The 14,957-nt window shown below is 63.3% G+C and carries 14 protein-coding genes; 5 read left to right on the top strand and 9 right to left on the bottom strand.

Annotated elements, in window-relative coordinates:
* Positions 1–547: type II secretion system F family protein (locus tag A985_RS29155; protein ID WP_039830180.1), on the top strand; the 547-nt coding region annotated here is incomplete at its 5' end.
* Positions 548–761: 214 nt separating this feature from the next.
* Positions 762–1,391 carry an isoprenylcysteine carboxylmethyltransferase family protein gene (locus A985_RS0110945; RefSeq protein WP_039830203.1) on the top strand — a complete coding sequence of 210 codons (630 nt, stop codon included), beginning with the start codon at positions 762–764 and terminating at the stop codon, positions 1,389–1,391.
* Here the strand turns inward: A985_RS0110945 and cynR are convergent.
* The gene (gene cynR / locus A985_RS25060; RefSeq protein WP_083902273.1) at positions 1,372–2,328 is read right to left on the bottom strand and encodes a transcriptional regulator CynR; all 957 of its coding nucleotides are present in this window, start codon (positions 2,326–2,328) and stop codon (positions 1,372–1,374) included. The two genes, A985_RS0110945 and cynR, sit on opposite strands and share 20 nt — an antisense overlap.
* Positions 2,329–2,483: 155 nt before the next feature.
* On the opposite strand from cynR, the gene A985_RS0110935 reads away from it, so the two are divergent.
* Positions 2,484–3,653, top strand: coding sequence for an HPP family protein (locus A985_RS0110935; RefSeq protein WP_017233446.1), 1,170 nt, complete (start codon positions 2,484–2,486; stop codon positions 3,651–3,653).
* A gap of 28 nt (positions 3,654–3,681) precedes the next feature.
* The gene (locus A985_RS28535; RefSeq protein ID WP_017233445.1) at positions 3,682–3,960 is read left to right on the top strand and encodes a hypothetical protein; all 279 of its coding nucleotides are present in this window, start codon (positions 3,682–3,684) and stop codon (positions 3,958–3,960) included.
* Between the two features lie 140 nt (positions 3,961–4,100).
* Here A985_RS28535 and A985_RS0110925 read toward each other — a convergent pair whose 3' ends face one another.
* Positions 4,101–5,603, bottom strand: coding sequence for a M81 family metallopeptidase (locus tag A985_RS0110925; RefSeq protein WP_051060143.1), 1,503 nt, complete (start codon positions 5,601–5,603; stop codon positions 4,101–4,103).
* 50 nt (positions 5,604–5,653) lie between these two features.
* The gene (locus A985_RS0110920; protein WP_017233443.1) at positions 5,654–6,940 is read right to left on the bottom strand and encodes an MFS transporter; all 1,287 of its coding nucleotides are present in this window, start codon (positions 6,938–6,940) and stop codon (positions 5,654–5,656) included.
* 119 nt (positions 6,941–7,059) lie between these two features.
* Here A985_RS0110920 and A985_RS0110915 point away from each other — a divergent pair, with 119 nt between their 5' ends.
* Positions 7,060–7,977, top strand: coding sequence for a LysR family transcriptional regulator (locus A985_RS0110915; RefSeq protein WP_017233442.1), 918 nt, complete (start codon positions 7,060–7,062; stop codon positions 7,975–7,977).
* 33 nt (positions 7,978–8,010) lie between these two features.
* Here the strand turns inward: A985_RS0110915 and A985_RS0110910 are convergent, their stop codons facing one another.
* From A985_RS0110910 to A985_RS25055, 6 genes are read right to left on the bottom strand one after another with little or no spacing between them, the layout of a single operon-like run.
* On the bottom strand, positions 8,011–8,820 hold the full coding sequence (locus tag A985_RS0110910; RefSeq protein ID WP_017233441.1) for a CoA ester lyase: 810 nt from the start codon (positions 8,818–8,820) through the stop codon (positions 8,011–8,013).
* 46 nt (positions 8,821–8,866) lie between these two features.
* The gene (locus tag A985_RS0110905) at positions 8,867–9,616 is read right to left on the bottom strand and encodes a GntR family transcriptional regulator (RefSeq protein WP_017233440.1); all 750 of its coding nucleotides are present in this window, start codon (positions 9,614–9,616) and stop codon (positions 8,867–8,869) included.
* A 36-nt stretch (positions 9,617–9,652) separates the two neighbouring features.
* Complete coding sequence (locus A985_RS0110900) at positions 9,653–10,843, bottom strand: CaiB/BaiF CoA-transferase family protein (protein ID WP_017233439.1); 1,191 nt, start codon at positions 10,841–10,843, stop codon at positions 9,653–9,655.
* Positions 10,840–12,012 (bottom strand): acyl-CoA dehydrogenase family protein, encoded by a 1,173-nt coding sequence (locus A985_RS0110895; RefSeq protein WP_017233438.1) that lies wholly within the window; start codon positions 12,010–12,012, stop codon positions 10,840–10,842. The genes A985_RS0110900 and A985_RS0110895 overlap by 4 nt, the downstream gene beginning before the upstream one ends.
* Positions 12,013–12,041: 29 nt before the next feature.
* On the bottom strand, positions 12,042–13,475 hold the full coding sequence (locus A985_RS0110890; RefSeq protein ID WP_017233437.1) for an MmgE/PrpD family protein: 1,434 nt from the start codon (positions 13,473–13,475) through the stop codon (positions 12,042–12,044).
* Between the two features lie 36 nt (positions 13,476–13,511).
* A complete protein-coding gene (locus tag A985_RS25055) occupies positions 13,512–14,909 on the bottom strand; it encodes an MFS transporter (RefSeq protein ID WP_017233436.1) in 1,398 nt (465 codons plus the stop codon).
* Positions 14,910–14,957 lie beyond the last annotated feature (48 nt).

Genomic DNA, 14,957 nt, shown 5'->3' with positions numbered 1-14,957 from the left:
GTTGCTCGGTGCGATCGGCTACTATTTGCCGAACGGCATTCTGACGCGCCGAATCGCCTGGCGCCAACGCGTGATTTTCGAGGATTTTCCGGACGCACTCGATCTGCTGACCGTGTGTGTCGAAGCAGGGTTGAGCCTGGATGCGGCGCTGGCCCGTGTCGCGAAGGAAATCCACGTTCGCAGCGCGGTGCTCGCGCACGAATTCGACTTGATGTTGCTCGAACTCCGGTCGGGCTATTCAAAGGAGAGAGCCTTGCGCAATCTGAGCCTGCGAACGGGCGTGGAGGATATCGATACGTTCGTGTCGATGCTGATCCAGGCCGAGCGTTTCGGGACCAGCATCGGGGCGTCGTTGCGGGTGTTGTCGGAGACCTTGCGAATGAAGCGGCGGCTACGGGCCGAGGAGCGCGCGGCGAAAATCGCGCTGAAACTACTGTTTCCGCTGATCTTCTTCATCTTCCCGACATTGCTGCTGGTGCTGCTTGGCCCGGCGTTCCTTCAGATCTACCGGGTGTTGCTGCCTTCGCTTTCCGGTTCGATCAATTAGCGCGGGCATGGCATTACCACGATGACGCCGGCTCCGGAACTACACCGGCATCGCTTGACGGCAACACCCCGCGTTGTTTGCGGCGCGGGGGACAGAGCAAAAACGACCGGCACGCGAGGTGCCGACGTGACCAGCATCAAGGACCTGGATCATGGAAAGCAAAAACTATGTGGATCTACCCCTGGACGGTGCCCTGCCCCGTGACGAATCGGGCATGCAGTCTCGACCTCAGTGGCGTGAAATGGCGGTGGAGATATCGGTGCGAGTGGGCTCCGCGCTGCTGCTAAGCATCTTTGCGTATTCGGCCATCCTGCAATGGCGCCTGGACCCCGCCCGTCTGACGGTGCTGCTGCTTGCGCTTGCGTCGTCGTTGACCGTCGGTCTGTCGCTGTTTGCCCGCATTCCCGAGAAGCGCGACTGGCGACCGGTGAGCATTGCGCTGTCGGTCGGCGGCACGTTCTACTTCCTGGCTATCGAGCTGGCGCCGGGCATCCGGCTTATTCCGGAGCCGGTGGGTGCAACCCTGTGTTGTGCCGGCATTCTGTGGCAACTGTTCGCCAAGGCGTCGTTGCGCCGGTCGTTCGGCATCTTGCCAGCAAACCGGGGCATCGTGACCCGCGGCGCCTATCGTCTTGTCCGGCATCCGATCTATCTCGGCTACTTCATCACAGACATAGGCTTTCTGTCGACGAACTTCGGTTGGCGCAACCTGCTCGTCTATGCCGGCTTGTACGCCCTTCAGATTGGTCGTCTGCTTCGGGAAGAACGGCTCTTGTCCCACGACCCGGAATATCGGGCCTATCAGGCGAATGTGCGCTACCGCGTCATTCCCGGGGTGTTCTGACGACAGTGCCGTCGGGCCGACGAAGGTCGTCGTCGATGAAGGACGACGCAAGCCCAAGCTGACGCGTCGACGACATCACGATGTTCGCAAAGGCCTTTGCGGCGGCGGTTCGGTGGACCCGCTGCCGCTCCAGAATGGCCACGGTACGGCTCGTGATGGGCTCCGGCAGATCGAGATGCGAGAGTCCTGTCGGCACATCCCCGCTGACCTGGGGCAATACGGTGGCCATCCCCCCAAGCTGGACAATTCTCAGTACCGCACTGATGGAGTTGGCCTCGATGGCGATGTTGGGCGCGATTTTGTGCGCTCGGAAATACGCATCCGCATACGTTCTAGCGGCGAAACCTTCGACGAGCATCACAAGCGGCAGGCTCGCCAATTGCGCCGATGTGATGGCAACCCCTGCGCAGCGCAGTGGATGCGTCGAGCTGACGACAAGCGTTGCCCGCTCCTCGAACAGGGGCGTCACCTGGATGCCTTCGGTTCGAACATCGGTGAATCCAACGCCGATGTCGCTTTCGTCCGCGCACAACGCGCCTTCGATGGCGTCGAGCGACATCTCCGACATATACACGTGGACGTTCGGATAGTGCTCGTGAAACGAGTGCACCCATTTCGGCATCAGCGATTCGGTAAATGAAGGCGTACACGCCACGCGAAGTACCCCACGCGACAGATCCTCAACCTCCTGCAATGCCCGCCATCCGGCTTCAAGCTCGAACAGCGCCTTGCGCGCATGCGCAACGTATGTCTCGCCAGCATCGGTGAGTCGGATCGACCGTCCGGTTCTGTCAAACAACGTCGTGCCGAGGTAGTCCTCGAGCTGCTTGATTTGCTGCGACAACCCGGGCTGGGAAACGCCCAACGCGTCCGCAGCGCGCGTGAAGTTCTTGTGCTCTGCAACAGCGAGCAAATACCGTATTTGACGCGGGACCACGGTGCGGTTCTCCATAACTTGAACTTATCGGGACCATTGCAACCACGTCTTGGACTCTATTGACGCGCAGATGCAGAATCATGGACGGCCAGCCGATCAAAGTCACTCGTGCGGCGAGGCGCTTTTTCCTTCACACCATAACAATTCGAAAGGGTATGTTGACTCAAAAGCAGATGCAAGCATGGTTAGGCGCGTTTCTGCCGAACGCCACGGGCCTCAGTGCACGGGAACGCCTGCGCTCTGGCCTGGGCGCAGCAGCAGCGCTGACGATTGCCGGGCTGACCATCCATCTATTCCCCGGATTCTCCAGTCGCTTTCCGCTGCTGATCGCCCCGATGGGGGCTTCCTCGGTGCTTCTCTTTGCCGTACCCGCCAGCCCGCTCGCTCAACCGTGGTCGGTGATTGGCGGCAACGTCATCGCCGCCGTTGTCGGCGTCACATGCGGCATCGTCATTACGAATGTGCCGATTGCCGGCGCGATCGCCGTTTCCGTGGCCATTCTGGCGATGTTTGCAGCGCGTTGCGTGCATCCGCCCGCCGGTGCCGTGGCACTGACCGCCGTGTTCGGCGGGGCCGGCATCCATGGAATGGGCTATGCCTTCGCCATTGCCCCCGTTGCCCTGCAGTCGACGGTGCTGGTGTCGCTCGCCATCATTTATCACTCGCTCACGGGGCACCGCTATCCACATCGCGTGGTGAAGGTCAAGGCGACGGAATCGGCGGATGCTTCGATGGAAGCCGGCGGCGGATTCACGCGTAAAGACCTGGAAGCCGTGCTGGCGCGTCGAAATGAATTCATCGACGTGGACATCGACGACCTGGAGGCGCTCCTGCGAGAAACCCAACTCGCCGCCTGCCGCCGAACATTTCACGGCCTGACGTGCCAGGACATCATGACGAAGTCGCCATTGACAGTGCTCAAGGAGACGGATTGTTCGGTGGCGCTCAAGTTGCTGGAGCGTCGCGCCATCAAGGCGCTTCCGGTGCGCGACACCGATCATCGGATCGTCGGCATCGTGACGCGGTATGACATCCATCGCGAGCTTGGACGTGCGGCCGGACCGCAAAGCATTGGCAACGCGCTCGGTTGGCTTCTCCCCGGGAAGGACAACCCCCGATCGGTCGGCTCGGTGATGACAACCAAGGTGTGTACCGCAAAGGGCTCAGATTCCATTCTCGACCTACTGCCCACGTTCTCCACGACTGGGCACCACCATATTCCAGTGGTTGATGACGGCAATCGTGTCATCGGAATGATTACGGAGAGCGACTTGATTGCGGGACTTCACGCGGGAACGCAAATTCACCAGCTCGAAGCCGCGTAGATCTTCCCGGCATTTACCAGGAGGGGGCATGAACCTGAGAACCATCGAAACCTATCGGTCCGTCCACATCGAGGCTGCGCTCGAGCTTGAGCATCACGGGTACATCGCGTGGATACGCTATCGCGACAGGCGCAGGATCGTCGCGCACCGACAAGTGGCGCCCTCCGTCGGGAAATGCTTTGCGGCGGTGGATGTCCTCGTCAAGCAATTGCGGGCTGAGATTGACGAGATGATCCGACGCGGCGACGCCACGGAAGACCCAAGGCGGGTTCACCGGGCGCCGCAAGCGTCGCCGCGAATGCCATAAAGCGAGCGGTGGTCCGGGACGGGCGACTGTCCCTCTTCCCTATGCCTCTCGCCTATTTCTCCGTCAGGCCAGCCTAACGACGGTGTCGTGCATGGTGCCTTCCGCCCAGCCGTCCTGGAATTTGTTGTGTAGCACCGACGCTACCCGCCAAAAGGCTCACCGCCGGGCCGGGTGCGCATGCCGGGCGCGAGACGCGTCCAGGGCAGATCGGCGGGATCGGCGGTCATGGGGCCCGGCGCCTTCGCCACCAACACCGCCTCGGCGATTGGCTCGAAGTCCGCGCGAAAATGCACCGAGCTCTTGTTCACGAGAATGCGCATCTCCTCTGGCTGGATTCCCGCCACGCGATACAGATTGCGGTCCAGCATCTGCGCCTTGCTGGAACTGATCGCAATCAACACGTCGTCGATGCGCAAGCACGCGACCGGGCCAAGTTCGGCTTGCATGCCGTTCATCATGGGGCCGTCATAGCGGCACCGACCCTCGGAGAGGAACGTGACTTCGAACTTGCCGACGAACGGTTGATCGCCAGGCACGCCCGACTGCCCGCCCAACGACGTCTCGATCTGCGCGCCTATGCCCGCGCGATGCGCTAACGCCGCAGCCTCCGGATCGTATATCAGGCCGATCGCAGCACGTTTAGCCCCATGACGAACAAGCGCTCGCAGCATCTCCATCGTGTTGGCATCGCCACCCGCCCCTGGATTGTCCTGCGTATCGGCAATGACGACCGGACGACTCGCCCCTTCGGATAATCGCATCGCTTCTTGCACCGCGGCATCGGGGGACAGGAACGTGACGCGCCACGCAGACTCCTCGTCGATCATGCGCCGGTAAAGCGCGTCGACGGCAGCATCCGTGGCGTCGGCCGTATGCCCATACGCCCAGATCACCGGACCGCATTCAGGAAAATCCGCTGCCGGAAACCCGGGTGCGAACGATGCCGATACGACATCGCCCACTTCCGCCTCGCCGACGCGCTGGTACATCCCGCGCGATGGTTCGAGCAGCGTACACATGCCATTGATCGGAATGAGAAAGGGCAATCGCCGCGACGCGCGATGCAGCCCTTCCCCCGATATCAACCGTGCAAGCAGATCGGCGGCACGCGCCCCCGTCTCGGCCATATCCACGTGCGGATACGTGCGATACGCGACGAGCGCATTCGCGCTGCGCAACATTCGTTCGGTGACGTTCGCGTGCAGGTCGAGCGACGCGACGATGGGCACGCTCGGGCCGACGACCTCGCGTACGCGCGCCAGCAGCTCGCCTTCCCCATCGTCGACATGTTCGGCAACCATCGCCCCATGCAGATCGAGATACACCGCATCGAACCGCTGCGTGCGCGCCGCCTCCACGATCTCGCCCGCGATTCGCTCGAATGCGTCGCGCGTCACGTGCGCCGACGGACTCGCGCCTGCCCAGATGACCGGCGAGAGCGCGTATCCGGCAGCCTCCGCCGCTCGAATGAAGCCGCCGGCGGGAATGTTGACGTCGCGCAGCGCGAGTACGTCGCTGCCGCGCGACATCGACGGAAAGCCTTCGCCACGCTCGAAGTTCTCGTAAGCGGCTTTCGACGGCGCAAAGGTATTGGTTTCGTGTTGGAAACCGGCGATCAAAATGGTCGGAGGGGTACGGGACAAAATCAGACCTCTGGTGAGATTGAGGGGGGCGGGATCGGGCGTCACGGACGTCAAGCGGTGCGTGCCGGACGCATCGCGAGCAATACGATGGCGCCGATGGCCAGCAGCGCGACCATCACATACAGCCCGGCGTGCAGACTGCCGGTCGCACCCTGCGCCCAGCCGATGATCGTCGGGCTCAGGAAACCGCCCATCAGCCCGATGGTGTTGATGAGCGCAATGCCGCCCGATGCGGCGTCGCCCTTGAGGTATTCGGACGGCATCGCCCAGAACACGGTATAGGCGACCCACATCATGGCGGTCGCAATCGTCATGCAGGTCAGCGAGAGTGCGAGATCGCTGCTGAAGAGCGTGGCGAGCGCCAGCGTCACCGAACCGATGAGTGCGGGCACTGCGCTGTGATAGCGACGCTCGCCGCGCCGGTCGGAACTGCGGCCGACGAGCAGCATCGCGACGGCCGCCGCGACGTAAGGTATCGCCGAGTAAAAGCCGATCTGCAGGGTGTCTCGCACGCCGGCCGCCTTGATGATCGAGGGCAGCCAGAAGCTCACCGCGTAGATCCCACAGATAAAGCAGAAGTACGGCAACGCGAGCCAATAGACCCGCGGATCCTTGGCGACCTGCGCGAACGAATGATGTGAGCCGCCCCGGGCATCGAGTTCCGACGCGAGCAGGCGCTTCTCGTCGGCGCTCAGCCAACGTGCGTCGGCAGGCCGGTCGTCGAGTACAAACAGCGCGAGCACGCCGAACACCACGCACGGCAATCCCTCGATCAAGAACATCCACTGCCAGCCGTCAAGGCCGTGCGCGCCGGAAAACGCCGTCATGATCCACGTCGACAGGGGGCCGCCAAACATGCCGCCGATCGGACCTGCCAGCATGACAATCGCCATGACCTGCGCCATGCGCGCGCGACCGTACCAATAGGTCAAGTAGAAGATCATGCCGGGTGCGAATCCCGCCTCGAAGACGCCGAGCAGAAACCGCATCGTGTAGAACATCGGCTCCGAACGCACGAACACCATCGACGCCGAAGTCACCCCCCACAACACCATGATCCGGCTGATGGTCTTGCGCGCGCCCACCTTCGGCAAGAGGAGATTGCTGGGGACTTCGAACAACACATAGCCGAGGAAGAAAATACCCGCGCCGAGACCGTACACGGCATCGGAGAAGCCAAGATCGCTTTGCATCTGAAGCTTCGCGAAACCAATATTTACCCGGTCGAGGTACGCGAACGTGTAGCAAAGCAGCAGAAACGGAAGCAGCCGCCAGTTCAGCTTGCGATAAAGCGCCGCGTGCCGTTCAGTGAGAGGCGTGGAAGGAATAGCGGACAAGAGCGTTCTCCGGTGTGCTTAGGATGAATTCATCATTAACAGCCAAAAACCGAAGAGCAAGAGCAACCTAAGTCGGTTATCGTTGCTCATTTGGCAACACTTAACCGAGGACGGACACGGTGCGTGAACTGAATCAACGGCGTTTGCGGTATTTTCACGAAGTGCTTACGCACGGCTCGATCCGCGCGGCAGCCGACAGCCTCAATACGGCGGCGTCGGTGATCACTCGGCAAATCCGGCTGCTCGAGGACGAGATTGGCGCACCGCTTTTCGAGCGGCGTGCGCGGGGTGTCCGGCCGACCGAAGCGGCCATGCACCTCCTCGAATATTGGCGGGGATGCCAGTCTCAACAGGAGCAGTTCGAAGATCGGCTTGAGGCGCTGCGCGGTTTGAAGCGGGGCAATGTCCGGCTCGCGATCAGCGAGGGTTACATCGACGGCCTGATGGAAGAGGTGCTCAACGACTTCTGCATGCAGTTCCCCGGACTCGACGTGATCGTCGATATCCTGCCGGTCAACAACGTGCTGGAGGAGGTGGCGCAGAGCCGCGCGCACATCGGTCTGGCCTATAACCCGCCCGCGCATCCGGAGGTTGAATTCCGCGCAACGTCGTCGCAGCCGATCGTGCTGCTCGTCAATACCCGGCATCCGCTCGCACTGCGAGGCGGTACCGTCACCGTCGAGGAAATGCTGCAATATCCGTTGGCGCTGATGCCGCCCGCATTCGGGCTTGGACAGGTTGTCGAGATGCTGGCTTACACGGAAAACGTCGACATCCGCCGAACGCTGACCACAAACTCGCTTCAGGTACTACGCCACTTCGTGACTCGCGGAGAAGGCGCGACGCTGATCGGCGCCTTCTCCGTGTACCGCGAAATCGATGCCGGCGAACTCGTGGCACTGCCCATTGCACATCCCCTCTTCGAAGCAGCGAAGGCGCGAGTGCTCGTGAAATCTGGTCGTCCGCTTTCCGCAGCGGCAGAAACGTTGCTGACGTGGATTCTGAAGCGGATGACGATGTTTTCGGAGAGCCATTGAACCTGGGGCCAACGGGCGCCTTTGGCGCAGCCCCTAAACCAGTTGCGCCACGATCGCCTTGGCACGTTCCACAACCGGCCGGTCAACGAGCTTGCCGTCCACGGCGATCGCGCCTGCGCCTCCTGCGGCGACCGCATCGAGCACCCGCGTCGCCCACTCGGCTTCCTGTTGCGTCGGCAGGAAACCGTCGCGCACGATCCCGACTTGCCTCGGGTGAATACAAAGCTTTGCCCCGAAACCAAACGCGCGTGAATGGCGCACATCGGCACGCAACGCGTCGTCGTCGCCGATGGCGACGCTCACCCCATCGATGGGCGCCGGCAACCGCGCATAGCGTGACTCGATCACGAACTGCGTGCGAATCGCATCGAGCGCGGCACCGTCGTCGCCGATGCCGGCGTCCGCACAGAAGTCGACCGTACCGAATGCCAGTCGCGTCACGCCCGGCGCCCCCGCAATTTCGCGCAAACGTACCACCGCGTCGACCGTCTCGATCAGCGCGTAAAGCGTCTGCGCCTCGCGCAAGCGGGCGCGCAACGACTGCATCTCGTCGGCCCGCTCCGTCTTTGGCAACATGATCCCCGCGACGCCCGGCATTTCGGCCAATCGCAGATCGTCGGCGTGCCAGGGCGTATGCACGCCATTGATGCGCACCAATACGCGCGCGTCTTCACCGTGTTGCGCCAGCCATTGAAACAGCGCGTCGCGCGCCGCTTGTTTGTTTTCGGGAGAAACGGCGTCCTCGAGATCGAGGATCACGCGCGCCGCGTCGGTGGCGAGCGCCTTGTCGAAGCGATCCGGACGGTCGCCGGGAACGAACAGATACGTGGATACAGCGTTCATGGGTGCCCCTTTGCGCGGGCGCCCTTCCCGACGCATTGACGGGGTGTCAGGAGGCGGCGCGCCAGTCGCGTTGAAATGTTTCCGAATAACTGAAGCGGTCGGCCGGGTGAATGCTGATCGCCGCCTCGACGATTTCCTCGCGGCGATTCAGATACCGCCGGCAAATCCACAAGGCCGCCGACTTCGGCTTCACGTTGAGCCAGCGCGCCTGCGCCGGCGTGATAAGCGTGGCCCGAATCTCCTGCTGCACCGCCGCGATCTTTTCACCGAACTGCTCTTCGATCAGCGTGTAGATCGGCACGTGCGAACTGTCCGCGATCCCCTCCAGCGCACGAAACGCCGGATGGATATAGATGTCGCTGACACAAATGGGGTCCGGCTCGCCGCCACTGCGCCGCAGCGCCGATAGATGCAGCCACGATTCACCATTACCGGCGCGCAGCACCGGCGCCAGTGTCTCGTCGACTTCGACCAGATCGCGTGCGAGGATCTCCAGCTCGGTGTCGGCCGTGTATTGCTGCAAGTCGCCCAGTTGGCGCATCACCTGCTGGTAGCCGCTGACCGCCTCGCGCGCCAACACGCGCGTGCCGACACCGGGCTGGCGATCCACCAGCCCCATCTGCACCAGGCGCTTGACCGCCTCGCGCACCGTGAAGCGGCTGGCACCGAACTGCTCGCACAGATCGAATTCGGTCGGCAGGAAGTCACCGACCGCGTATCGACCATCGCGGATCTCGTGGATCAGCGTCTGCGCGAGCTGAAGATAGCGTGGCTGCTGGTTAAGCAATGGGGTCATGCGCGTGGTCGGCGTTGCCGGTGAGGAGTAATGGTGTCATTGCACCACAGCTTGTTCGCGCAGCCAAGCAATCGCGTCGTCGCCGAACCCGGCTTCGCGCAGTACCTCGTCCGTATGCTCGCCCATTCGCGGCGCCGCGCGTGTCGGCAGCGGCGTGTCGATGCGCACCGGCGACGCCACGCCCTTGATCGGGCCATGTTCCGGGTGCTCGAAGTCCATCACGCGCGCCTGCTCGGCCACGAACGGATTGTCGAGCGCCTGTGCAACATCGTGCACCGGCGCCGCCGGCACCTTGCCCGCGAAGCGCTGCATCCACGTCGCCGTGTCCTCGGTCATCAACACGTCGTCGAGTTCGCGGCGCACGCGATTGCGATGCTTCAGGCGCGCCGCATAGTTGCAAAGCTCGGGGTCGGTGATCCATTCCGGCTTGCCGATCTCCTGCGCCAGCACGCCCCAGAACTTCTCCTTGTTGCACATCAGGAAAATCCAGCCGTCGCGCGTACGGTACAACTCGCTGGGCGTGAGCGACGGATGGCTCGAACGCGGTTCGCGCCGCGTCATGTGTCCGCCGTTCAGGTACCACGTCGCCACATAGGCCAGGTTATGCAGCGCCACGTCGAACAGACTGACATCGAGGTCGCGCCCCGTGCCCGTCTTGCGTGCTTCGAGCACCCCGGCGAGCAACGCCATCGAGGCGGTCGTGCCGGTCATCAAGTCGATGATCGACAGGCCGAAGCGCGCGGGCGGACCGTCCGGCTCGCCGGTGAGCGACAGATAGCCGGCTTCGGCCTGCATCAGGTAGTCGTAGCCGGGCCACGCCTTGCGCGAACCGGTGCGGCCGTAAGCCGACAAGTGCACGCATACCAGCGCGGGGTTCGCGCGCGCCAGCGACGCATAGTCGAGGCCGAGCTTGACGGGGAGGTCGCCGCGCAGATTGTCGAACACGGCGTCCGCGGACTCGACCAGCTTGAGCAGGATCTCCCGGCCTTCCGCGCTCTTGAGGTCGAGCGCCATGCTGCGCTTGTTGCGATTGAACGCTTCGTAGAAGTGGCTGTCGCCCTCGCCGAAGAAGTGCGGGCCGACCGCGCGGCCGACGTCGCCGCCGTCCTTCGCGTTCTCGATCTTGATGATGTCGGCGCCGAGATCGGCCAGATGCTGCGTGGCGAACGGACCGGCACCGTATTGCTCGACTGCGATCACCCGCAGTCCGGACAGTGGCAGGCTCATACCGGATTCCTCTCGATCAGTTGCTTCGCGATGATGATGCGTTGCAGCTCGTTGGTCCCCTCGCCGATCACGAGCAGCGGCGCATCGCGATACAGACGCTCGATGTCGAATTCCTTCGAATAGCCATAGGCGCCGTGGATGCGCATCGCCTCGGTGCTGTTCTCGACGCCGGCCTCGGTGGCGAAGTACTTCGCCATGCCCGCTTCCATGTCGCACCGTTCGCCGCGGTCATACGCCTGCGCCGCCGCATCGACGAGCAACCGCGAGGCATGCACGCGTGTCGCCATCTCGCCGAGCTTGAGCTGGATCGCCTGATGCTCGCAGATCGGCTTGCCGAAGGTCTTGCGTTGCTGACTGTACGCGACCGACGCGTCGAGTGCCGCCACCGCGATGCCGAGACCGCGCGCCGCGACGTTGATGCGCCCCAGTTCCAGCCCGCTCAGGATCTGCTTCAGGCCACGCCCTTCCTCGCCGCCGATCAGGCGATCGACCGGCACGCGGTAGTTGTCGAAATTGAGTTCGCAAGTATCGATGCCCTTGTAACCGAGCTTTTCCAGCTTGCGGCTCACTTCGAAGCCGGGTCCCTTCTCCGCAATGAGCAGGCTCATGCCGCGATGTCGCGGCTGTGCCGTCGTATCGGTCTTGACCAGCAGCACCAGGCAATTGCCGTACAAACTGTTGGTAATCCAGGTCTTCGCGCCATTGACCACGTAATGATCGCCGTCGCGCGTGGCGGTCGTGCGGATCGCCTGCAGATCGGTGCCACAATCCGGCTCGGTCAGGCCGATACCGCCGCGCAACTCGCCGGTCGCGAAGCGCGGCAGGAACGCGGCCTTCTGGTCCGGTGTGCCGTTGCGCTGCACCGTCATCGCCATGATCAGATGCGAATTGACGATGCCGCTGAGCGACATCCACACCGCCGACATGCGCTCGATCATGCGCGCATAGGTGCGGGTCGAGAGCCCCAACCCGCCATACTCGGGCGCGATCAGGCAACCGAACAGCCCCATCTCCTTCATCTGCTCGACGATCTCGGCCGGATACTCGTCGGCTTTCTCCAGGGCATGCACGTAGGGCTTGACCTCTACCTTGAGGAAGCGATCCAGCATGTCGAGGATCAGGGTATCGTCGTCGCCTTGCCCCGCGGTGTTGTTTTCCACTTGCGTCATCTCACTATCTCCAGACATTCACTCGCGGCCTAGACCGCCTCGCCGAGCACGGCTTGCAGGGCGCCCGCCGGCAGGCGGTCGAGAGCGAGCACGGTCTCGCGCACCTTGTCAACGCGTGCCTGCGGCAGTACACGCGCTGCATTGGCGACGTACTTCTCTACGATTTCCGCATTGCTGAGCGGACGATCCGCGCTGCCGCGATTGATCGCCTCGCGATGCGCGAGCGTGCTGCCGTCGCGCAGTTCCAACACGACTTCCCCCGTATAGTGGCGCGGGAAAGTGCTGGCCAGGTCGATCTCGTACTCGACCTTCGCCGCCAGCGCGAGTACCGCGTCATTGCGCAGCGCCGCCGGTTCGAGTTCGTCGAGCGTGAAGTGGCCTTTGATCAAGGCACTCGATACCACATAAGGTACGCTGAACTGCGCGTCGTAGCTGTTGGCCGGACGGCGCTTGTTGGCCACCGGCTCGCACACTGTTTTGACGACCGCCTCGGGCACCTTCACGCGAATGCGCTCGACCTGATCGCCCAGTTCGCTGATCCTCGCGCCCCGTTGCTGCCAGACCTTGTGCAACGCCGTGCCGGCGTCGGCGAACGCATGCGTGAAATGGCAGGCTGGCACCGGCTTGATCGCGACTTCTTCGATCTGCCATTGCTCGCCCAGGTCTTCAGTCGCGAGCGCCAGATCGGCATTGCCGCGCTGTTCGCCGAGGTAGCTCGAAAACAGGCCGAAACGCCCTTCATACGGTGCGGATGCGCCGATGTAGCCGTGCGCGGCCATGGTCGCCGCGGTGAACGCCGACTGCGCTGCCCAGCCCGGATGCAAGCGTTTGGTCCAGGCGCCGTCTTGCAGGAATTCGAGGCTGCCGCTGGCCATCGACAGCGCAATGCCCTGCGCCATTGCAGTCTGCTGTGCGGTCAGGCCCAACAGGCGTGAGGCCGCCAGCGTGCAGCCGAAGATCCCCACGACACCGGTCGGATGGAATCCCACCTGATGGAATCCCCCCTTCGCCACCGAGCCGATGCGCGTGGCCGCTTCCATGCCGGCGATGTAAGCCGCCAGCGTCTGGGCGCCATCGACACCGCGCAGCTCCGACACGCCGAACACGCACGGCAACACGCTCGCGGTGGCATGGATCACGCCGCGCGAATGCGTGTCGTCGAAGTCGAGGCCATGCACGAGCACGCCGTTCATGACCATTGCGTCGCGTGTGTTGAGGCGTTGGCCACGGCCGATCACCGTCGCGCCCGCTTTGTCTCCGGCGCTCAGGGCCGTGAGACCTTCGAGCGCGACCCGGGTGAAGTCGGCCGGCTGCGACGCATAGGCCAGGCCGATCGCGTCGAGCAGCAAGTGCTTGGCGCGTTCGCGCACAACCGTGGGCACGGCGTCGAGCGAAAGGCCCAGAGCGAACGAGGCCAGCGTCGCCGAGATCCCCTGGGGCGTGTGGTTCACTTCTGAAGTCATGCTGTCTCCTTTCTGAACGGATGCAAGGTGTTGGGGCTAGTGCTCTACACGCATGGCGCGGGTTGTCGCGGTGCCACCGAGACCGACGTCGTTGGGCACGCTGATATCTTCGAGCGACTGTTGATTGGTTTCCACGCGCAGCACCAGCAGCGCGACGATCAGCAGGCCCAGCACGCCGCTCACCATCGCCAGTACACCGGAGATGCCGAAGTGCTGGAACAGGGCGACAGCCAGATACGGCGTGCTCATCGACGCCGCACGGCCACACACGCCGGCAAAGCCCGTGCCACGCAAACGGAACGCCGTCGGGAACAACTCGGGGATATAGCCATACAGACCGAGCGTGACGACTGTATAGATCGACGTGACCAGGCAGAAACCGACCACCGAGATCGACACCGCATCACGCATTTGCGGATACAGGAAGCCGAGCACGATCGTGGCCGCCGAGAACAGCACGAGGCCGCGCTGACGTCCAAGGCGATCGCCCAGCAGGTAACCGACCAACGCACCGCCCGGGGCGCCAAAGGCCATCAGCGTGGTGAATCCGAGCGATTGCACCACCGTCAGTCCCTGCTTCACGAAGAAGGTCGGCAGCCAGGCCACGAAGCCATACACGGCCACATTGATCGCGACACAGGTGAGCGCAGCGGTGAGCGTGCGGCCGATCACGGGCTTCGTGAACAGCACCGACAGGGGCACGTTGCGCGCCATCACCGGCTGCGCGGGCGGCACCGGCGGCAGCGCGCCGAACTGACGCTTCACCTGGCCCTCGATCTCGGCGAGCGTGGCTTCCGCTTCCTGGGTGCGACCCACCGATTCGAGCCAGCGCGGCGATTCCGGCATGCGCTTGCGCATGATCCAGATGGCGAGCGCCCCCGCGCCTGCGATGGCAAACATCCAGCGCCAGCCGAGGTTCGGGATCACGATGTACCCGACACTCGTGGCGATCAGCAGACCCGAGTTGATGATGAGCCCCATCAATGAGATCCAGCGTCCTCGGTAGGCTGGCGGCACGAACTCGCACAGCGTGCCGGCGGCCACGACAAGCTCCGCACCGAGGCCCAGGCCCATGATGAAACGCAGCACGATCAGCGTGGCCATGTTCGGCGCGAAGCACGCGAACAGCGACGCGATGCCGAATACGGCGAGGTTGATCTGGTAGGAATAGCGTCGACCGAAGCGATCGCCGACGTAGCCGGCCAGCGCAGAGCCGATCAGCATGCCGAAGAAGGTGGCCGAGATGAAGGCCGCGTTGAGCTGCAGCGTCGAGAAGCCGCTCTTGACCAGCGCCGCGAGCACGCCGGCGGCGAGGTAGACATCGAAGGCGTCGAGTAGCGCGCCACCACTGATGAGTCCGAGAATCTTCCAGTGAAACCTCGCCAGGGGAAGCCGGTCGAGCCGGGCCCCAGCGTTGACAGAGGTTGCGTTCATACGGTTGTCTCCTGAACGTTGGCGGCATCCGTTCGTCTGAAGCGAACG

This window comes from Pandoraea sp. B-6, assembly GCF_000282835.1.
Taxonomy (GTDB): Bacteria; Pseudomonadota; Gammaproteobacteria; order Burkholderiales; family Burkholderiaceae; genus Pandoraea; species Pandoraea cepalis.
This window is presented reverse-complemented; position numbering and strand designations above follow the sequence as displayed.